Here is a 20136-nt window from a genome sequence, read left to right as displayed (position 1 = left end):
ACGGTGATAAGTCGCTGTAGCAATTCGTTATAATCCCATGAAATCCCGAACACAAGCAACACCGCTTGCACAATGAAAAAGACTGCTGCTATCATCGCAATCACCCATGTTTTATTCTTAAATCGTACTTTCCAGTTAATATTTTTCATACTCAGTCACGTCCTTTTTATAAAATTTTGTATTAATCCCATGCCTACAATTGTTGCAAATCCTACTAAGACGCCCGGCAACACATTCGGAAAATCAAACAGGAAGACAACTGCAAAAAACCCTGTTATCATTGCCGCCATAAACAGCCCTAGCATTCGCATTACTAACCCTAACCGTATTTGAAAGTGCGCTTGTAGAAGTGTTCCTACACCAACGAATAGCGTCATTGCTAGAAAGATATACGCCCAGATGTTCTCAGGTATGAAATGCGCTAATAGTTCGTATGATTCTGATGTTTGATTATCGAATAGCGACGGATTGTAGAGAAGCGCAACTACTTCATAAGCTCCAAACACGGTCACACCGCTCTCGATTACCGCAATACCTTTAAACTCTACTGTCTTCTTAAATGGCATATTAAAACCCCCTCGTTACTAAAAAAGTAAGTATGCCCACAAGCAAAGATGCCAACGCGCCCGATATCACGTTCAAGCTCATTTTTCTATCTTTTTCACGTTCTTTTACAAAGCCATCCAGCTCTCTCTTTAGTGCCGCCTTATCCTTAGATAGCTTCTCAACATCTTTCTTTAGTGCCTCAAATTCCCATCTCTGAATAGGTTCTAACATATCCTTTGGCATTCTATCACTTCCAATCTCAAAATAAAAAAGAAGCTAATTAGGCTTCTTTTAAACTGATTATTTCTTTAGCTTGCTCTAATGTTATTTTTTTCAATGCAACAAATTTATTAACCTGTTCATCTGTGTAGTATCCGCCAATAAAGTACTCTTTCACTTTTTCATACCAGTTTATCATTATAAAACACCTGCTTCCGCTAAAGTTAATAGTAAATCTGCATAATCTCGTCGTGACTGTTGAGATACCTGTTCAACTTCTGCTGTGTATAACAGCTGATTAGCATTCTCTTGTATTAGTTCTTCAAGTTCTGACTTGGCACCCGTCTCATATTCTTCAACCACTTTTTTTCTGCGCGACTCATCCACTTTCGCCTTACCTTTTTCAACTCGTACGAAGTCTAATTTGTTAAAATCCTCTTCTTTTGCTTTAACCTTTATAAATCCCTCTTGTTCTTTCATTGACCACGCTGTGATATACCCGTCAGCATCTAAGAGTACATAGTATTGTATCATCATCCCACCCCCCAAATTTCTCTTAGACATTTAGTTCTAAAGTTTATGCCGTCAATAACGCGTATATTACTCGAACTACCCACAACCTGTGTCAGGCTGATGTATGCGTACTTATATAAGACCTTTGTTGTATCCTCTGCCATAAGGGGTATTGAGTGCCCGCCTCCCTGGTGATTCTCAATGTAGGGCACTGGGATTGAATATACAAACCATCCCCAGTCGTCAGCGCCAACTCCGGGTGTGTAGTGCGAGAAAATTAAGTACAGCATTTTGTAATCATTCACTTTTAGATTTGGAAAGCTGAACTTATGCCCCTCGTCTAGATAACTACCACCTGCCCAGAAGCAGTCGGCGCGATTTGCCTTCTTAACCATATCCGCTAGTCCTCGTCCTCCATTTAACACGCCTTGACCTTTTTTAAAAATTGGTACGTGTTTATTAACTTCTCCCGCCCGAGTGGTTTCCTCGAGAAGCGTAACGGCTTTTAGACTGCATGTATATGCATCTGTGATAGTCTGATAGCTTGTCTCAACAACTATATAAGTCGCGCTTGTAAGGTCGAACACCTCATCCGAAAGCACACGTACGCATAGACCACCAACAAAGACCACAGAGCCCGATTTCACAGTGTAACTATTCGTTGTTCCTATTTGCTCAATAGAACCAAAAAAGCCGCTGCCAGCGCCTCCTACAAGTGCGCCTATCTCTGACCTTGTGTCCGCGGCTTCGATATATGCATCGCCTGTGTAGTTAAATGTCTTAATTGCCATTTTATTTGTAGCCTCCTTCTTTTAAATCCTTCAATTTTGTTGTAAGCGAGCCCTTTTTTATGCCCGTCTCTAACTCGTATTTTGGGGATAAGACTCCTTTATCAATATTGATAGTATAAGCTGATACTAAATCATCTACGAGAGAGCCATTTTGCATTCGAAAACTTACATAGTCCCCAACGCTATAGTCCAGTCCTAACTTCGCAATGTGGTTGTTTAATGTAGAGAACTTAACCGTGTACTCAAATTGCAACTCTTTAAGTTTAGCAGTAGTCCGCTGTACTAACTCCGCATGACTAATATTTTCGCGGATATCATAGACGAAACAACTTGCATAATCACTACTAGCTTTTTTATCTATAAAGTGATAATCCCTATTATTGTCCTCTCCCGCGCCAAGGCCTAAAATCTGATTATATGCTTCTTTGGTATTCTTTATAACTTGCCCCTGTGTATGCGTGATGTTCGTTAGTAGAACTACCTCTCTTCGTTTATCTCTCAAGTACTTTCCAGCCAAAAATAGCCGTTTGTTAGATATGATGTATAGCTGGTAGGTCATGTCATTTGATACACAGTTCGCGCGATGAAAGGCAAATGCTGTTTGCATACGCGGTGACAGCGAGAAAGTAGTTTTACTTGCATCCAAATTCGTTATGACCATGGCGGATGTAAATACCCTCTGTATCGTATCTTTAAGAATTACGAAGGAGTCCCCCGCGTAGGCTGTAGAGCTTACCAAACTCCTGTTAAGTAGGTAGTTCATCTGAACTCGGTCGAGCAAATAGCGAAGGTCAAAACCTGAATAGGTGAACGTTCCGTTTGCCTCTTCTTCTGACTGTTTCACCACGCCTGAAAAAATAGGCTCCTTATCATCTAATATAGTTATAAAATCGTCAGTCTGAACGCTAGAAGCATTTGTCTTAATCTCAAACTGTTGATACTCCCATACATGAACGGTAAAGGAGCCGGCTGTAATTGGTATAATATCCTTTTGAGTCAAGAGTTTATCAAACACTAAACAAGTAAGCATTAAGCACTCACCCACGTTTCATACAGTTCGACTTCAATAGAGCCGCGTAGGTTCTGACTGTCTACACTGATTGCATAAGGCACACCCGGTAATAAATCGAAAAATGGCGGGTCAGCAGAAAAGAGGTCGAAGTAAGCTATCGAATTAATACCATCTTTTCGAACAAACATCTCAAAATTATCTATGACAAGCGTCTCCCCTTTGTTAACATTACCTTCGTATTTAATTTGTTTCATAAAGCTAGAAGTTGTGTCCCTAATTATTAAATTGAAAGCTGACACCTCACCGTGTATCTTTATGACAAGTTTAGCGAAGTGGTTCCCGCCAATGTTCGCGATAGTACCAGAGCCCGCTTTGTAAGTCTGCCCATGTGTCCAAGGATGGGAAAACGGATGCTTATGTGCTTCGTCGGAGCCTTCTAGATTAATTTGCACTTTCTTAGGCACCGTAGATACCCATGTTTTTGAAATGCGGTCAAATGATATTTTTACTTTTAACTCGTCGCCGTCCTCTTCAATTTCTCCGAAGCTGAACGACTTAATTAGCGCTCTTGAAAACATCTCGATTCCAGAAGCGTTCTTGTAAATTAATGTGCCATACGCTTCTATGCCTTGCTGTCGCATAAGCTGGTCGTAATTCAGCACGCGAGTAACCTCTCGTTGATTCTCGTAGATGTTTCGATTATCCCCAAATACACTCAGAAGGCTAAGCTCACCAGAAAAATCGGGCGTAGTTAATTTAGTATTTGCTACATAAATGTGGTCTGAGTAATTGCTTTCCTCAATCGTGTTCTCATAGGCAAAGCCCATGCCCTCGATGTTATACAAAAATTGCTGATAGGGCATGGAGAAGTCAACGATTTCACCGGCGCTGTTTTTGTAAGATATAGTTCTATACGTGGTAGTTGTCAATACTTATCACCTAGCCTTTCATCTATGGCATCAACTAGCTTATTGATATCGGCCTCTTCGCGAATAGTGAGCCCATTAAATTGAAATTGTAGATAGTTCTGAGTAGAATTGAAGTTTGTAGCTAAATCCTGCATGTTTTGCAGATAAGACATGCTAGGCACTCCATTTGCTGCACTAATAGCCCCCTCCGCCATATTAGCGGCTGCCATTGCTGCGCTGTCTGCATTCTCGTCAATACCGAGGGTGTAGCCATCCGCAAAATCTTTACCCTTTGCTATCAGCTTTTTAGCCGGTGAATTAGAGTTCTGTGCTTTTTTTGCGGCTGCTATTGCATTAGTTACCATATTAGCCGCTGAGCTCGCCGCTTTTTTTGCTACAGAGCTAATACCAGAAGCAAAGCCATCCCCAAAATTCTTACCCTCTTGGGCGGCAGAGACTGAACCAGCGCCGGACTTTGCACTTTTTGCTATATTCGTACCCGCTGTTTTAGCGCTCCCTTTTTTACTGTTTGCTCCATTTACGAAAGTTTGCGAGTTGGCTTTACCTTCTTTAGATAAATCCTGCTTACTACCTTTCTTCTGTAATGCGCGCAAACCTGAGAGGAATTGGTCAACATTAATTTTCCCATTCTGAAACCCCTTTACAAGTCCATCAATGTTGGTTTTACCAACGCCTTTTATATCCACTTTTGTATCTTTCTTGATAGTTGATTTCAATCCAGACAGATAGGTATTAACACTAGGAAGACCTAAGTCCATCCCCGCCTTCAGTGTAGCAATATCACCTTTACCAATCTTTGCTAAATCCTTGTCATAGATTTTATTAAGTTGTGTTTTGTATTTTCCTTCCAGTTCATCCAGCGTAACTGCACCTGTATCTAGACCATTGCGTAAAGTAGTGATGTTATCCTGCCCTACTTTGGACAAATCCTTGTTATATATGTTTAGCATGGAAGAGCCAAATTTCTCTTTTAGCTGGTCTAGTGTAATAGCGCCTGTTTCTAAACCTCCGCGGAGTGTATCCATATCCGCTTTACCAACCTCACTTAGGTCTTTAGCTGTGATAGCCTCCAGTTTGCTGGAAAAGAAATACTGCAACATAGGTAGTGCCTCTTCGCCGCCAGCTTGAATAGCTTTAAAGAAATCTTTTGCGGTCATGCTTCCGTTTTTACCTAAATCGATTTTGGTGTTAGATTCTAGATCTAATCCCCATTTTTTCGCGGTAGCGGGAATATCCGCATTTTTCTCATTAAGCCCTTTGATGAATTTCTCGCTAAGGGTAGTAGCGTGCGTTGCAATCTTATTACCCGATGAATCAACAGAGTCCACTAAGCCTTGCGTGTCAATCTCTACTTGCTTTTTAGCTTGCTCTGCACTCATGCCAGCCTGCATATAGAATTTAACCAAATTGTCTTTGAATTCCTTCAAGCTACCATTTGCTTCTTTGTTGTTGTCTGTTAAGCTCTTGATGTATTCTTCATTTTTAGCTTTAATTTCTTCTTGCATAGCCGCTTTATCTACAAGGGCTCTTTTCTCTTGGGACCAGTATTTTATGGTCCCATCTGCTTGTCGAACTTGTAGCTGGCTAAGCTTAGTACCGGACTCGAGAATTACATCCCCCGTATTTTTTACTGACTCTGCTAGACTCTTATTTGTCCCCGCGAACACCTTTTGTGCTTTGTAGCTGTTCTCTGCAAGTAGCTTGCTATTACTTGCTGTCAGCTGATTATAGCTTTCCTGACTGATGTTCCCGTCCGCAAGCGCCTTCTCTAAATCCTTATTCGTTTTCTTGTAGTACTTTTCTGCTTCCTTCGTTGAGGCATCTCTTGCCTTTCTTGCAGCATCGAGTTGCTTATCATAGGATGTCATAGAAATAGTATCTTGATTAGCACTTGCTGCTTTTGCTATTTTCTCCTGTTCGGCAACAGATTTAGAGAATACTTTTAGCTGCTCATCTAGCACCAACGTCGCTTCGTTATACCTGCTTCTGTCCGCTTCTGTCATTTGTGCGAGATTACCCTTGTACTTATCTTTCAAAGCAGACACAGTGTCCATAGCACTCTTAATTTTATTAATGTTCTCGTCGATGGAGTCATTAACTTCTTTAGTTGCTTTGTCCGCCGTCTTCTTACCTACTTTACCAGTTCCTTTTGTAAGAGTATCTATCTCAGTTGTAAGTCTGCTTCTGTACGTTTCGAGTGCGGTTATAGCTTTGCTAGCCATACCTGAATATGCTTCGACTACTTCATTAGACATCTGTTTCGCATTCTCGACTGTTGCAGTTTTCATCAGAGTCATGTTCGTATGAGCAGTATCTTTCAACTTGACAAATGAGGCTCCGGCTTTCTGTGTCCCTTTTGAGACACCTTCACCGTAAAGCACGGCATTATCAATCGACTTTGTTACTTCTGCATCATGTTTTTTCTGTGCCGCGGTTGCGAGCGCTAACGTTCCACCTAGTGCGACAATGCCCAGTCCAATCCCAGCTATAGTTGCGCTAACCGGGTTAAGAGTCATCATTAAGAGCCCTACCCCTGCTGTGACGGGTCCGATTGCTGCGGCGGTTGCTGCAAGGCCAATGATTAGTTTTTTCGTCTCATCATCAAGCCCTTTAAACCACGCTGCAAACTCTTGTGCCGCATCAGCAACTGCTGCCATGACTGGTGAAAGCGCTGTACCAATCTCAGCTATAGCATCTTTTAAAGACCGCATTGCAACTTCCAGCTGATGATTGCTTTCTGAGGATTCATTCAGCCTGTCTAAAGCGCCTTTTGTATCCATCAAGCCAGTTTGCGCATCCGTCATGGCGTATACCGCCTTGTTCCCTAAATCCTCAAACTTTGTACCAAATAGGGCGGTCCCAATCTGCGTAGCCTTTTGTTGGTCGTCCATGCCCTTTAGGTCTTTACCGATAGCCTTGAACATTTGAGCGGCTGTCACTTTACCGTTTTGGTACTCCTTAAACATCTTTTTCGTTGAACCGGACATCTGGCCCATGGCTTCTGTAGTTGACTTAGAACCATCTTGGATGCGGATTCCGAACTCTTTGACAAGGTCATTTACATAATCAAGATTATATGCCCCTTCTTGTGTTCCTGCATCAAGAATTGCAAACATCTCATCTATGGAAAACCCTGCTTGACTGAATAGAGGCGCGTACTCTGAGATATTATCAAAAAGCTCATCTGAGAAGTTAAGTCCGTTCTGCGCACCCCAAGCTAGTTTTTGAAAGGCTTCCTCTGATGAAATTTTGAAGTTTTTCATCAAGCCGTCTCCGCCTCGTACTACTTCGTTCACATCTGCGTCAAAGGTAGAGGCTAGATTCATGGCTGTTATAGTTGCTTGTTCCAGTTCTTTGCCGTCTAAATCACTCATTTTTAGTTTTACTCTAGTGAGTGCATCCGTTACTTCTTCTAAAGATTCGCCGTACCCATCCACATAGATAGAGCGAGCCGTGGCTGATAACTTTGCAGTTTGCGCTTGAGTGGTTCCTAGTGCTCCTGTGATTTTACTTTGCGAGTCGGCTACATCGCCCGCTGCTGAAATAGATGCCGCACCTATTGCAAGCACTGGCGCTGTAATACCTGCCGACATAGCACCGCCTGCTTTAGCAACATTCTCACCCGCTTCTTTGGTTTTCACGCCAAAAACTCCTAGGTCCTTATTAGTCTTATCAAGTTCATTACCAAAGTTAGCATAAGCAGTCTTAGCAGACAGTAAATCCTTTTCTAACTCTTCTACTTCCTGTGAGTTCTTGCCGTACTCTTTTTTTGCTAACTCTAATTGCTGTTCTAAATTCTTCACTTGGCTAGCAGTGTTCCCCATTTGTTTGCCAAGTATTGACTGCGAAGCTTTTAATTTGTCTGTTTCCTTAGCTCCATTCCCCATTGTCGCAATCTGTAGTTCCAGTTCTTGGTCCAGCCGTTCATTTGAACGTGATAGCCTGTCCTGCTCCGTGCCAAGTTGTGAAAGTGCTTGCTTTCGTTTTGCGGATGAACTGTTCGCTTCGTTTTCTGATTTTGAAAGCTGTTCCATCTTTCGAGCTGCATCTATAGATTGATTCGCAAGTCGTTGTTCTGCAATTTGTAAATCGAGTAGTTTCTTTTCTAAGTTCTGAGCCTCTTTGGAGTTTTCTCCAAATGTTTTTTTCGCTTCGTCGAGATGCTCCCCTGTTGCTTCGATTTTCTTACCTGCGAGCTCTTGCTCTTTTGCCAGCTTACCCATTTGGCTTTCTAGCTTATCCGATGCTGAACCAGTCTCTTTTAACTGTTCCTGCTCTAGCCTAAACTCTTTATTTAATTTTGCCGTGTCTGCGTTCATCTGCTTCATGGCGGCATTATACTGTTGACTATCTACTTTAAATTTTATTTTCTTTTCTGCATCTTTTGCCATCTATTTTGCCGCCTCCTTTTGCACATGCAGTTTCCACGCATCTACCGCAATTTTATTTCTTACAAATCTATTTAAAGTAAAAAGCGGACGGTTCCAAAATATCTCTTCGCTTATCCCAAAATAATCCACATAATAACTATACAAATCCTCTACAGTTCTTATTTTGACCTTTGGGAAAGCTACTTCCCCGCGCCTGCTCCTGTTTTTGGTATTTTCTTCGTTAAAGAGTTCGCAAACTCGCTGAATGTGGCTACATCTTGCTTGGTAATCACTGCACCAATTACATAAGTTAGTTGAATGTAGTCAATCTGATAAGAACGGATGAAATCTTCGTAACTTAGAAACTCATCCTTGTTTGCCTCCCTGTAAGCGGCATATAAAGTATTTAGCTTTAACCTCAGCGGAATATCGGACTCACCTGTTGCATTCATAATCTTATCTAGAAAATCACTATCGATAGCGCCCTCGTCCTGTAAATCCATAAAAGTTGCGGCGGTAAGTTGTGTATCTATATTCACGATTCCATATTTTTTAAGTTCAATTTGAGCCATTTTTTACTGCCTCCATTTCAAAATAAAGGAGAGCCCTAGGAAGGGCCCTCCGTATTTACTGCTCTGCTGAGATAATATCAGTTTTCTGACTAACAGTATCAGATGCTTTACTTTCTAAATTATACCTTGAAACAGCTGAAACACTTGCACTGTATACTGTATCAGCAAGTAGATTAGTACTGGTGAATGTGTTGTCTGTTGTTTCTTCGGGAGTTAGTGCTCCCCCTAAATAAACTCTGTAAAAGGAGGCCCCATTGACGGGGTCCCAAGCCCACGTAATTGATTTGTCCGTGAATTCAGAGACCCTCAAATTCTGGGGCTCAGCTGGGAAACACGTAGTCGGCTTTAACCATTTCTGGGCTAAAGTCGGTATGCCATTTTTCGATTACCACCGGGTCTGTAATCTCACTCGCTAATGCATCATAGCGAAGATTAGAATTTACATCTCGCATAGCTTTAACAGGGATTTCAACCTCTGCCACTTCTTCCGACGCATTCTCAAGACTCCACTTAATTCCCCCTGTTACAGACATATTAGGGAAACCTAGTAAATGCGATTGTCCATACATGTCTCGTTCCTCTGCTGTTAAAGCAAAGTTTGCTGTTTTAGAGGCGGAACCATACGCCCAAACACCTTCTTGCAATCCGTTTGTCGTTAGACCGTATAAGTCACGAGCTACCGATAAGTGAATATGCCCCGTTAAAGTCCCTTCCAGCATTTCTGGTTTACTAATTTCTTCGACTGGAATACCCTCCGCTTTACGAGTAACCGTTTTAATGGAGGCCTCTCCCTCAAATTTGGAGAATTCACCAAACAGCTCTCCCGGTAATTGTTGCCCATCTGCGTTCTTTTTGTGCCAGTGAACATTAGTAAAATCATAAGCAAAATATTCTTTTTTTGTTTCCATATTTTTGTTCCTCCTTAAAATTCTATTGCTTTGTCAAGTGCTTCATTAAGCGCGTTTAGTATTCGTGGTGTTCTATCTTTCAGACCCTCACTGAAAAAATGATAGGCTACCAGGTTAGACGAGCCCTTCCCCTCATCAGGAAAGGCGAGGTACCCAAAGGAATTTTTTCTACTCGCCGCGCCGCCCTTCGCCACTATCTCAAAACCTAAATTCTCCATTCTTTTCAATAAAGGATTTGAAAACTTAGCGTGGTTTTTTTCTCTTACATTCTTTCCATTTCTTTGACTGACAGGCATTCGTCTAATAATGCCCTCAATCGCAAGCGGTGCGCCCTCTTTTTCGAGAGACTGGTTTATTGCCTTCTCCACGTCCCCAGGAGAGCTAGCAATTTTTTTCAAAAGCTCATCCAAATCACTTTTATCAAGTTCAAACCGGACCATAGTTACACTTCCTTATTTAGAATACATACGAGGCCTTGTTACGATAATCTGCATTATCGTGTACTCCTCTTTTGTGTCCTTGTATAGTAGCGTGTCCTCCGTTGAGTCCCTAAAATTAAGACCCATCTGTACAAGTGCGTCAATGATATCCTCAAGGTCTGCTGCAACCTCAGAGGATGAAGGAGATACGTAAGACACATTGACGCGCTCTACATATGACGATGGGCTAGTTCCCTGCTCTATGCCTTCTCGATTAAAAGAAATGAAATGGTAATTGCTGTTCTGTATTTCGTCCGTGCTTGGCCATCCTCTAAAGACCGGGACCTTTCCCGAACTCGATAATGTATCGTAGATAAAGTTATCTGTAATCCCCGGTGGCATAAAGCCCATGTCAAGCCCCACCCTTCTGCAAATACCAAAATAGCTTCGTTTTTTCTGCATTCCAGTCAATGCTTACTACATCGTACTGTTCATTTTCAAGTAGGACTTGTCCCGGCTTTTGTTTTGAAAATCCGGGCTCAAAGGGCGTCTTAACCTTTAAATCTATCGAAACGTTTTCTCCTTCTGCTAGCGCATAATCCGATGAACGAGCTTCCATGAAAGCAAAATAAAGACTCCCCGCTTTTACAAAAGTTTTACCAACGGCTTTACCTTTAACACGCTTTGTCTGTACAGTTCCATAGTCAAGTAATCCGTCTTTATAAACATCAGTTCGTGCTTGTTTCATCATCGACGGCACCGCCCTTTAGTCCTTCTTTCAGTTGAAGCCTCAGAAGCTCTGACTGATAGTCTGATTCAAATAATGCCCCTACGCCATTCCGTTCATATCGAACGCGATTCTTAAGCAAGCGTGTTGCGCTTCCTGGTGAACTAAAATCAATGGAAGACCCGGCAATATCGCGCAAGTCCTCCATCGCTTCCATTATCTGTTCATCCAGCGCTGGGTCATCCCACGTGATAGCACACCCACGCTTAACGTACTCTTTTAAACTAAAGTCACTCATCGTTAGCACCCTCGATCAACGCAATTAATTCTGCCTTAGTTGCTTTTGCGTTATAAGAGACACCAAGCTCGTCAAGAATTGCTTTGAGTTCACTATTTGTCATTTCTGAGTATCCCGTACCCTTTAATTGTACGGGCTCAGCTGGGTGTAGTGATTTCGTTAACTAATGTTAGAAGGGGCTTTAAGTCAGTGATGTCAAATACTAGGAAAGATACGTTGTCCTTTGGACGACCATTTGCAAGTTGACGAGCTGCGAAAACCGTTTGGTCTTCAAGGAACCGGTATTCCTTCGAGGACTCAATTTTCCCTGTAGTTCCGATACCCATAAAGTAGTCAGTTGGAACACCTACGATTAGCTTGTCCGCTGCTACATAACGTGATTGGATATCTCGTGCAGCAATAGGTAGCGTTTGTACATACTGTCCTTGTGCTGTCATCGTCGTAATAGCCCCAAAAAATTTAGACCAGTAAGTAAGCGGGTTGATTACAAAAATGATATCAGAAACCGCTCGTTTTCCATCAAGCGTTAGAGGTGCCATAATCTTCTCGCCTAAAGTTTGGGGTAGTAAATCACTAAGAACTGTAGTTTCTTTTTGAGGGTATTCTCCACCCACAACCGCACCATCTAAATTACGGTCCATACCAATCGGCATATTGTTACCAGTTCCTGTCACAATTGCTTTCTCAAGTCCGATTGCTAGAGACTCAGACAATAGTGTCACGATGAATTTATCAATCCAAACTGGACCTAAGTCTAATGTGGAATTGTACAGCGGAATAAACGCTGTAAGTTTTGTTTGCCCGATTTCAATTTTGTCAAAGCCATTAGAAAGCTCTTTCGTAATTGCAGCCGTAACGTCGGACCATAAAGCGCCTTCCGCGTCCGCCTTGCGATATAACCATCTTGTAATACCTGTTGTATTTACAAAGTCGATTGCGGCAAGTAACGGATGTTGCTCTTCTAGGTTCTCAAAGATACGGTCATATACGGTAACAGGAATTACCACATCTAGATTATCTAGGCCTTTGTTTTCTATGATAGTGCTATAGAAGTTTCGTTCTTCTGTATTGAGAACGGTAAACCCTCTTTGCGCCATCACCTGGTCATCTGTTAAGCCTTGACGGGCTGCCTTTTCAGCTTCCGCTACAAGATTCGCCTGAAACCCATCTGACCACTCCGACATTGCTGCCATTTGCTCTTTAGGGTCTTCAAGTGTCATTGCGTTGTCAAGCAAAGCTTGAAGCTCTGCTTTTCCTTTTAATTTGTCTGGATTTTTCATACTTTCATTTCCTCCTCTTAATAAAAAGGCACTCACTCTGATAGTGCTTTAAGCACATTAAGAACTGAATTACCTTTCGTTACTATATTTGTTTTTTCTGTGTCTGAATTTCCTTGTCCTTCAGCTCGTAGCTTAGCAGCAACGGCTTCTGTTAATGCGTTAATATCTAAAGACGGTGTACGACTTTCAGCCTGTAGCTTATCGTGATTATCTGCCAACTGGTTGGGCACATTTTTAAAAGTATTAACAATTGGGCTCTTAGAAAGTGCTACCTGCTGAATTGGGTCCGTAACTATAGTAGCAAAACCAAGTTCATATGCCTCTTGACCGGTCATCCATTTTTCTTCCGCCATCCAAGCCTCGATAACACTATCATCTGCATTCGTATGGGATTTATAGGCGGCGATGATAGACTGCTTACTCGCATCTAGCGCTCGAATTGCAGACTCAAGGTCTGCTTTATTGCCAAACGCTCCGCCAGCGGGCTCGTGTATCATCATCTGCGCATTTGCAGGCATTTCAATAACATCACCTGCCATCGCGATTACGGATGCGATAGAAGCCGCCATGCCATCGATGCGGACATGAATTTCTGCTTTATGACGTTTCAGCTGATTATATATCGCTTGTCCCTCATATACAAAACCACCATTAGAGTTGATATTCACAAAAATCTTTTCGACATCACCTAGCGCATCCAAGTCTTTCTTAAATTCAAATGATGTAATATCTGACTCGAACCACTGAAACCCATCTGCCACTATATCGCCATAGATATCAATCTCGGCGGTATTTGCCTCTGTATCTTTTCTAAAATTGAAACAAGAGAATTTTCTTTTTGTCATTCTTCATCACCCCCTTTCAAGTACTCATTAATTTCAGCATAGTTTTTTGTAATAATATGCGTGTCAGCCCAATCTTCGTCAATTCGCTCTTTCCCTACAAACTCAAGTACATCGTTAACGCTGAACGCCCCAATGCGTACGAGTGTTTCCATGCTACCAGCAATATCCTTCAAATCGAATGCCTTAATGCGGTCAGTCGAAATCTTAACTCTGTTTCCCGCTAGGTACTCCTCTTTTGTAAACATTTTTCTGTTTAGCTCGTTTTCAATCTGTTCAATGATAGGATTGATACAGAATGTCAAAAAGTTATTAGTCATCTGCTCGATATCTGCTACATCGCCTTTTAACAATCCTCGCGGAATGTGAAATGCCATCGCTACTAAGTCGATAACATCATCTACAGCCGCTCGAATGTCTCGACTTGTCCCTTGATTTTTTGTATCTGAATTACTGAAATCATCTAGTGACAATCCTTCTTCTAAAGTAACAACTGAGTCTCCTTCCGCGAAAAAGTTCCTAAACCTGTTATTCATCAAATCGTCGATTCGTTTTTCCGCTTCTGTCTCCTCGTCGTCTTCACTCTCATATTTATCAAATTCCTGGTCAAAGAGAGAGCTGATGTTGAGCACAAGTTTTCTTGCATTTTTCCGATTATAGTTTTTAATAGAGCCCGCTATCAACTTCCCGTAGCTATCATACAAGCCATCAATCGTTGTACGTATCTGTTTATTATTTAGCTCGAGGAACAGCACATCCTGCTCATGAAAAGTGCGGTTAAAAGTGTAATTATTTGCCGTTACAAATTGATAGCTGTTAGGAATGACGGCATATTTGTTTCGCTGGTAGGTGTCCGCCACTAAAAGTTGCATGTCGTCTGTTTGCACGACAAGCGCCCCTTCGTCACTGTATACAAGCTGTGACACTAAGTCATTCAAAAAAGCGGTTTTTGATTGATTCTGATTTGGCTGTATGTTCAGCCTGTAGTATGTTTCTCCTTTATGTGCTTTACCATCTTTGAATGTTTTAAATTCACACCGTGCTAGCGTTTTTGAAATCAAGTTAACACTCGTCTGGACCGCAAGCTGTTTGAAGTAAATGTTTGCTGTTACTTCCTCAATTAAGTAGTTCATCCGTTCCGTTCGTGATTCATATGTGTTAGTTTTACTACCTGTTCCAAGGCTTAGAAAAGCATCTAATAATCCCAATTTATCACCTCCTAATAGCTGTAGCTTCTTGGTTTGCGCTTAATTCGCCTTACTTCTTTTAATTCGCCATCCTGGGTTAACGCGTGGATAAGAGCCATAAACCCGTCGTTTTTACGTTTCTCGGGGTCTATTTTTTCAAAGCTCACATTACCTTTTGTATCAATATCCAAATAGGTATTATTCGTGTACCAACGCATCATCATGTCGTCGCCGTACGCAAGCTTATGTTTAGCGAAAAGCATGTCGACGAGGGGCAACACTTTTGTATGCGTTGTTTTACCGTTCCTCACAATCCACGGTTCGAATCCTCGCCCCGAGATTTCAGGCTTCATGTATTGATATTTATAGTCATCCATACAGATTCGTTGTATTCTGTATTTCCGCGCTTGAACCTCAAACCAATCTGCAACCACGTATGGTTCTATTGTTTCACCCTGCACGATTGTGCAAAGCCCTAATTTCACTGCCGCTTCAATATCAAAATTAAATTTTTGAACGACTAGGGCTGAGGCGGGTATGAAAGTGTGGTGTATCCAATAACGCTTATCTGCAACTTTAAAAAGTAATCCTACTGCACAGAAATCACGAACCCTTGCATAATCAACAGCCCCGATGCAATTCCTGCCTGCTAAATCCGGAAAGTCTTGGTTAGTTGCTAATATGTTATCCCAAGTTGCAACCGCTGTCGCTAGATTCTCAGTAGGGCAATTCATCCGCTTTGTCATAAACTCGACCATTAGAGAAGGTGTCACTTTTGCAGTCTCATACTCCTGTTCTACTTGAGCTCGGAGGTCGCTTTTATATCGCAACATCGGGTTTGCCTTTTCCCAGTTTTTCGGGTCGTGGACTTCCTCCGGGTCATCAAGCTTACACATAAATGGGAATAATTTTGAGTTAGGTAACTCTCCTCGGAGCACCATTCTTGCACGTTCTTTTATATCATCCAGAACGCTGCCTCGGATATACCCGTCTGTGGTCAAATAGAAGCGACGAGCAAACGGAACCTTACCAAGACCAGTGGTGTGGACATTAAAAGCTTTATAGGAATCGTAGGCGTGAGCCTCATCAAATCCGACCGCCCCCGGTCTTCCGCCATCTTTCGTTTTTGGGTTTGATGTCCTTGCCTTAATAGTCGAACCATTTTTCTTATTCCGTATTTCAGTTTTACTCCAAGAGTATCTGCTTTTCATGAACTCCTTATTATTCTCCAACATATCGTGAATATCTTTGAATGAAGTCATCGCTTGTTCCTCTGATGTTGCCACAATATCGACATTGTAGTTTTTAACGTTGTGATTCCCCGTTGTTAATTCGAAAGAAGACTCTGATAGAATAGTGTTTTTACCAAATCCACGGCCCGCGTAAATGAAGAATTCATTAAACATAAGTTCTAGCTCACCCTGCTCATTTCTTACAAAAACGTAGGTAATAAACGCTAAGAGGAACTTCTGAAATGGATGTTGTTTAAGACCAAAAAAACGCTCCACATTTGCAAGAGCGTTGTCAATCCGTTTATTATCAACAAAAGCACTAGGTGCATCTAACTTCTCGCGAAGAAAAGGCATGAGGTCTTTCATCTCCTGGGAGCTAGGAACCTCCTCGCTATCTACCATGTGCATCCACTCTGATATTGCCGGATGATATTTATACGGTATCATCTATGTCCCCACCTATTGCGCCCTCTGTTACCTCCGGGCTCATGTCGAGATATGCGAGAATACTAAGCATTTGCTTATTGACTTTTTGCTGTTCTGGGACAGAGTCGTTTTTCTTCACTCCGTGCATTCCTTCAACAACAACACCCCGTTCTGATATATCGAGCTCTAGCTGACAAGCTGTGTCCCATAGTGACATGTACTGCTCTACTATATCAAGGAATGGCTCCCGTTTAGCATTCTGTAACTCAAGATGCTTTAAAAGTGCGTTTCTTATTTTGCCGCGTCTTTGCTTGTATTTCTGTGATTTTACTAACATTTCCCAATTTGTATTTTCTGCCATTTTTCTCACATCCTCTCACATGGAAATTTTAAAAAGTTGGACACCCATGCCCCTTCCCCGTTGTTCGGTTTCCCAAAAACTTGGTCATTTGGTTTGACCGGGGGGTGTATATTTCTTCTAGATTTACCAGCGCTCTTCATTTTCAAATTTCTTTTTCTGTTTCTGTAACTTTTCTGGGTGTTCTCTGTTGTGATGAACTTTACAGACACATACTAGATTACTTAGTACTAATGCTAGCTCAGGATATTCTCGCACTTCTCTGATGTGGTGAACAGCTTCACATCTGTTGTGTTTCCCTTCTTGCTTGCATAGTTGACACTCGTTGTTGTCTCTACGCTTTGCATCTGCTCGTACCTTCTTCCACTCCTTCGAGTTATAAAAGCGAGTCATATCATCTAGCAATATCATTCGTACTATCTCGGCTGTTGTCAAATCCTGTCACCCTCTCATAAATAAAAGCCCAGCGCATAATGCACCGGACTTACATGTTTGTTATGAGATTAGGATTGGAATGCGTCCCCAATCAAGACCAACAATCAGATACAAAGCCTCTGCCCGGCAACATAGCAACCTCCTGCTATGTTATGAGAAGTTAACTAATTATCTTACTCTAACATGTTAACATGAATAGTGTGCCCAATTGGTGCCCAAAAAGTGCCCAAGTTCCTAACGTTGGAATATATCCTCAATCCCATCCACTCCAAACATTAACACGCCTAGTGTTTCAGAAGCTTTATTTATTTCTTTATACACGGTCCGACGGTCGATATGATATTTCTCACTTACTTTCTCAGCTGTTAGCTTCTTCGGATTCAAATACATATCTTTAACTATTCGATAACGACGACTATCTTCAACAGTCCCAGCAGTGCAAGCCTTCTCGTATGTTTGCAGTACACTATCAACATACTTCATCATCAGCTCTGTCTTAATCTCCGTATCTGTTAAGGATTTAATATCTAATGCTCTACCACCCATTAAATTAAGAAACGGCTCTAGAATAGTTAGGTCCTTCACTACATCATCACAATATAACTTTAAGTTGCGATAGTTCTTTAACAGCAACTTAACATTACGTAATCGCCAGCTGTAATCTTTCTTCTTCTGTTGCTTTTGTAATTTACTGTACTCTTCTGTTGCTGTCTTTGTTGCCATTGCTGTCACTATCTCTAGCTGTTTCTTACTTAAACCAATTGCGTGTTTACTCATCCAGCACTCCCTCCCTCAAAAACATGCACAATGAATCCTATCGCAATGTATCCCAGTAATGCTCCACCAGTATTTAGCAACCCGCTGACGTACGCAAGGAATGGTGCTAATATCATTAACAAAACAAACATAAGCCAGCATGCATGCATCACAATACGCCACATTACTTTTCTTGTCATTAGCCATTCTCCTTTCTGTTAATACTATCGGTCTTGCTAAACCCATCTGGGTATCGTGCTTCAAGTTTAGCTATATTATCCTTCGCTACATCGGATAGGTTTACCCCAAGCATCATTGCTAGCTGAGACACATACCACAGTACATCGCCCAACTCAGACATTAAATCATCTATACTTAGTTTGTGTCCGTGGAAAGCGTGCTTTTTGATTATATCTGCTACCTCACCAGCCTCGCCTGCCGTTCCAAGTGCATAGTTCAGTAAGCTCATCACATCATCTTTACCTTGTGCTGTATTTGTTCGCATTGCCTTTTGCTGGTATTCATTCAAAGTCATTCCATAACCCACATTATCTCCGCCTTTCATCGTTCTTCACTTCCTCAAGTCTTGCTTTAACCGCCTCAAGCAATGCATCTTGTCCTACTTTCTTGCTGCTTAATGCTGTGATAACCTTCTCGTCTAGTGTGTTCTTAGCTACTATGTGATGTATTATCACAGACTCTCTCTGTCCCTGCCGAAATAACCTCGCATTAGCCTGCTGATAGAGTTCTAAGCTCCAAGTTAGACCAAACCAAACTACTATATGCCCTCCATCTTGGAGATTCAGTCCATGCCCTGCACTGGCTGGATGCGCAAGTAGCACGCTTGTCTTACCTGCATTCCATTTCTTGATACTTTTTGAGTCTGTTAACTTTTCCGGTCTATACTTCTTTAAGTGTTTTAGTAACCGTTTCTCGTCATGTTTATAGCTGTAGAAAACAAGAACAGGCTGGCCATTGCTTTCCTCGATGATGTCCGCTAAGGCTTCCAGTTTCTTATTGTGTATCTCTTGATAGTCTTGATTTTCGTCGTATATTGCCCCATTCGCTATCTGTAGCAGTTTATTAGAAAGCACTGCGGCCGAGTCTGCTACTACATCTGAGTTCTCAAATCCTAGAAGTAGTTCCTTTTCTAGTTCTTTGTACTGCGCCCTTGCCTTGCTTGGCAGGGTAACGGCAACAGTATTATCTATTCGTTTAGGCATATCAAGCCAGTCCTCGGCTTTCATACTCACGCATATATCACTAATTTTATGATGGATAAGTTCCTCTGCCCCATCGCGTAATTTCCAGTCAAATATCACATGCCCGTTTCTTGCACCCGCTGTGAAATATCTTTCTAGGTATGCTCGTTTCGTTTTGCCTAAACGTTCGCCTCTGTCTAACAAATACATCTGAGGCCACAGGTCTAGCAGTGTGTTTGGCGCTGGTGTTCCGGTCAGCCCAACCAGTCTCCCAATTTTCGGCAATACTTTCCGAAATGCCTTAAATCGCTGTGACTTACTGTTTTTAAAACTAGAGAATTCATCTACAACTACCATATCGAAGTCCCAACTTTTACCAATGTAATCAACTAACCAAACTAAATTCTCACGGTTGATGACGTAGATATCCGCTTTCTGGTTTAAGGCGTTTTCTCTTTGCTTTAGGGGTCCTAAAATCTTCGAAACTTGTAAAAAGCTAGTGTGGTTCCACTTCTCTGTTTCTCGGCTCCATGTATCTTCTGCTACTCGAAGCGGGGCTATAACAAGCACTTTGCTAACTTCTAATTTGTTATACATCAGTTCCGCGATAGCCGTTAAAGTTGTTACGGTTTTTCCCATGCCCATGTCTAGAAATAAGCCGCATTTAGGAGAAAGCATTATTTTCTCTATTGCAAAATCTTGATAGTCATGCGCTTTGAACTGTATGGGCCCACTCATAGACTCATCTCAAAAAGGTCCATTAAACGATTAACTTGCTCTTTTGTATCTACCTTGCAGTGCCAATGCCCCTCTGCTTCAATTTGTTTCTTTCTCTTTCTTTGTAGTTTTTTGAGCTCTTTTCCCGGTGCCTTCAATTCCACAAAAGCGACTTTCTTGTTAAGCATCACTATCCGGTCTGGTACTCCTCGCGTTCCCGGACTTGTAAATTTCCAACAAAGTCCACCACGTTTCTGCACCTGCTCCCTCAGATATGTCTCGATTTTGGATTCTAGCATTTTACCACCTCTTTTAGATTTCACATTTCAAAACATAGGTGTCAACAAAAAAACGCTCGTTTTATACTATATACGTGTATAGGCGTGTACAGGCGTCT

The 20136-nt window shown here is 41.8% G+C and carries 26 protein-coding genes and 1 pseudogene; all 27 read right to left on the bottom strand.

The features are described 5' to 3' along the window. Positions 1 to 149: phage holin (locus HCJ50_RS11530; RefSeq protein WP_187127556.1), on the bottom strand; the 149-nt coding region annotated here is incomplete at its 3' end. A gap of 6 nt (positions 150 to 155) precedes the next feature. Then, complete coding sequence (locus HCJ50_RS11525) at positions 156 to 566, bottom strand: hypothetical protein (protein ID WP_038406441.1); 411 nt, start codon at positions 564 to 566, stop codon at positions 156 to 158. Position 567: 1 nt separating this feature from the next. After that, complete coding sequence (locus HCJ50_RS11520) at positions 568 to 789, bottom strand: hypothetical protein (protein WP_038406440.1); 222 nt, start codon at positions 787 to 789, stop codon at positions 568 to 570. A 37-nt stretch (positions 790 to 826) separates the two neighbouring features. Then, entirely contained in the window at positions 827 to 964 is a 138-nt protein-coding gene (locus tag HCJ50_RS11515; protein ID WP_077916390.1) for an XkdX family protein, read from the bottom strand. After that, positions 964 to 1299, bottom strand: a complete 336-nt coding sequence (locus tag HCJ50_RS11510) for a hypothetical protein (protein ID WP_052010514.1) — start codon at positions 1297 to 1299, stop codon at positions 964 to 966. The genes HCJ50_RS11515 and HCJ50_RS11510 overlap by 1 nt, the downstream gene beginning before the upstream one ends. After that, positions 1299 to 2069 carry a hypothetical protein gene (locus tag HCJ50_RS11505; RefSeq protein WP_038406438.1) on the bottom strand — a complete coding sequence of 257 codons (771 nt, stop codon included), beginning with the start codon at positions 2067 to 2069 and terminating at the stop codon, positions 1299 to 1301. The genes HCJ50_RS11510 and HCJ50_RS11505 overlap by 1 nt, the downstream gene beginning before the upstream one ends. Before the next feature lies 1 nt (position 2070). Further along, the gene (locus HCJ50_RS11500) at positions 2071 to 3099 is read right to left on the bottom strand and encodes a Gp37-like protein (RefSeq protein ID WP_038406437.1); all 1029 of its coding nucleotides are present in this window, start codon (positions 3097 to 3099) and stop codon (positions 2071 to 2073) included. After that, positions 3099 to 4010, bottom strand: coding sequence for a phage distal tail protein domain-containing protein (locus tag HCJ50_RS11495; RefSeq protein ID WP_038406436.1), 912 nt, complete (start codon positions 4008 to 4010; stop codon positions 3099 to 3101). Before HCJ50_RS11495 ends, HCJ50_RS11500 begins: the two co-directional genes overlap by 1 nt. Beyond that, a complete protein-coding gene (locus HCJ50_RS11490) occupies positions 4007 to 8401 on the bottom strand; it encodes a phage tail tape measure protein (protein ID WP_185395670.1) in 4395 nt (1464 codons plus the stop codon). The genes HCJ50_RS11495 and HCJ50_RS11490 overlap by 4 nt, the downstream gene beginning before the upstream one ends. A 179-nt stretch (positions 8402 to 8580) precedes the next feature. Further along, positions 8581 to 8952 carry a hypothetical protein gene (locus tag HCJ50_RS11485; protein WP_038406433.1) on the bottom strand — a complete coding sequence of 124 codons (372 nt, stop codon included), beginning with the start codon at positions 8950 to 8952 and terminating at the stop codon, positions 8581 to 8583. 55 nt (positions 8953 to 9007) lie between these two features. Continuing rightward, positions 9008 to 9262, bottom strand: a complete 255-nt coding sequence (locus tag HCJ50_RS11480; protein ID WP_077916389.1) for a plasmid partitioning protein — start codon at positions 9260 to 9262, stop codon at positions 9008 to 9010. A gap of 10 nt (positions 9263 to 9272) precedes the next feature. After that, positions 9273 to 9860, bottom strand: a complete 588-nt coding sequence (locus tag HCJ50_RS11475; protein WP_070783200.1) for a phage tail protein — start codon at positions 9858 to 9860, stop codon at positions 9273 to 9275. Positions 9861 to 9874: 14 nt separating this feature from the next. Beyond that, a complete protein-coding gene (locus HCJ50_RS11470; RefSeq protein WP_070783199.1) occupies positions 9875 to 10300 on the bottom strand; it encodes a hypothetical protein in 426 nt (141 codons plus the stop codon). A 391-nt stretch (positions 10301 to 10691) separates the two neighbouring features. Then, positions 10692 to 11030 (bottom strand): hypothetical protein, encoded by a 339-nt coding sequence (locus HCJ50_RS11465; RefSeq protein WP_077957311.1) that lies wholly within the window; start codon positions 11028 to 11030, stop codon positions 10692 to 10694. Beyond that, the gene (locus HCJ50_RS11460) at positions 11008 to 11304 is read right to left on the bottom strand and encodes a hypothetical protein (protein ID WP_185395671.1); all 297 of its coding nucleotides are present in this window, start codon (positions 11302 to 11304) and stop codon (positions 11008 to 11010) included. Before HCJ50_RS11460 ends, HCJ50_RS11465 begins: the two co-directional genes overlap by 23 nt. Then, a pseudogene (locus HCJ50_RS11455) lies at positions 11297 to 11416 on the bottom strand (HeH/LEM domain-containing protein); the annotation flags it as partial. The gene HCJ50_RS11460 and the pseudogene HCJ50_RS11455, both read right to left, overlap by 8 nt. A 25-nt stretch (positions 11417 to 11441) precedes the next feature. Further along, positions 11442 to 12584 carry a phage major capsid protein gene (locus HCJ50_RS11450; protein ID WP_185395673.1) on the bottom strand — a complete coding sequence of 381 codons (1143 nt, stop codon included), beginning with the start codon at positions 12582 to 12584 and terminating at the stop codon, positions 11442 to 11444. Positions 12585 to 12616: 32 nt separating this feature from the next. Then, on the bottom strand, positions 12617 to 13429 hold the full coding sequence (locus tag HCJ50_RS11445) for a head maturation protease, ClpP-related (protein WP_185395674.1): 813 nt from the start codon (positions 13427 to 13429) through the stop codon (positions 12617 to 12619). Beyond that, entirely contained in the window at positions 13426 to 14634 is a 1209-nt protein-coding gene (locus HCJ50_RS11440; protein ID WP_185395675.1) for a phage portal protein, read from the bottom strand. Before HCJ50_RS11440 ends, HCJ50_RS11445 begins: the two co-directional genes overlap by 4 nt. A gap of 11 nt (positions 14635 to 14645) precedes the next feature. Continuing rightward, entirely contained in the window at positions 14646 to 16292 is a 1647-nt protein-coding gene (locus HCJ50_RS11435) for a terminase TerL endonuclease subunit (protein ID WP_185395676.1), read from the bottom strand. Continuing rightward, complete coding sequence (locus tag HCJ50_RS11430; protein ID WP_085621325.1) at positions 16279 to 16632, bottom strand: P27 family phage terminase small subunit; 354 nt, start codon at positions 16630 to 16632, stop codon at positions 16279 to 16281. The genes HCJ50_RS11435 and HCJ50_RS11430 overlap by 14 nt, the downstream gene beginning before the upstream one ends. Before the next feature lie 123 nt (positions 16633 to 16755). After that, entirely contained in the window at positions 16756 to 17022 is a 267-nt protein-coding gene (locus HCJ50_RS11425; protein ID WP_221637525.1) for an HNH endonuclease, read from the bottom strand. A gap of 276 nt (positions 17023 to 17298) precedes the next feature. Next, complete coding sequence (locus HCJ50_RS11420; RefSeq protein ID WP_185395677.1) at positions 17299 to 17841, bottom strand: hypothetical protein; 543 nt, start codon at positions 17839 to 17841, stop codon at positions 17299 to 17301. Beyond that, positions 17838 to 18020: a hypothetical protein gene (locus HCJ50_RS11415; RefSeq protein WP_185395678.1), complete on the bottom strand. Its 183-nt coding sequence runs from the start codon at positions 18018 to 18020 to the stop codon at positions 17838 to 17840. Before HCJ50_RS11415 ends, HCJ50_RS11420 begins: the two co-directional genes overlap by 4 nt. Beyond that, positions 18020 to 18355: a nucleoside triphosphate pyrophosphohydrolase family protein gene (locus HCJ50_RS11410; protein WP_185395702.1), complete on the bottom strand. Its 336-nt coding sequence runs from the start codon at positions 18353 to 18355 to the stop codon at positions 18020 to 18022. The genes HCJ50_RS11415 and HCJ50_RS11410 overlap by 1 nt, the downstream gene beginning before the upstream one ends. A 13-nt stretch (positions 18356 to 18368) precedes the next feature. Next, the gene (locus HCJ50_RS11405) at positions 18369 to 19760 is read right to left on the bottom strand and encodes a DEAD/DEAH box helicase (protein ID WP_185395679.1); all 1392 of its coding nucleotides are present in this window, start codon (positions 19758 to 19760) and stop codon (positions 18369 to 18371) included. Then, complete coding sequence (locus tag HCJ50_RS11400) at positions 19757 to 20038, bottom strand: PDDEXK family nuclease (protein WP_070783189.1); 282 nt, start codon at positions 20036 to 20038, stop codon at positions 19757 to 19759. Before HCJ50_RS11400 ends, HCJ50_RS11405 begins: the two co-directional genes overlap by 4 nt. Positions 20039 to 20136: the final 98 nt, after the last annotated feature.

Source organism: Listeria immobilis, assembly GCF_014322765.1.
GTDB classification, from domain to species: Bacteria; Bacillota; Bacilli; order Lactobacillales; family Listeriaceae; genus Listeria; species Listeria immobilis.
The sequence above is the reverse complement of the archived record's forward strand: the minus strand, read 5'-3'. Positions and strand labels throughout refer to the sequence as shown.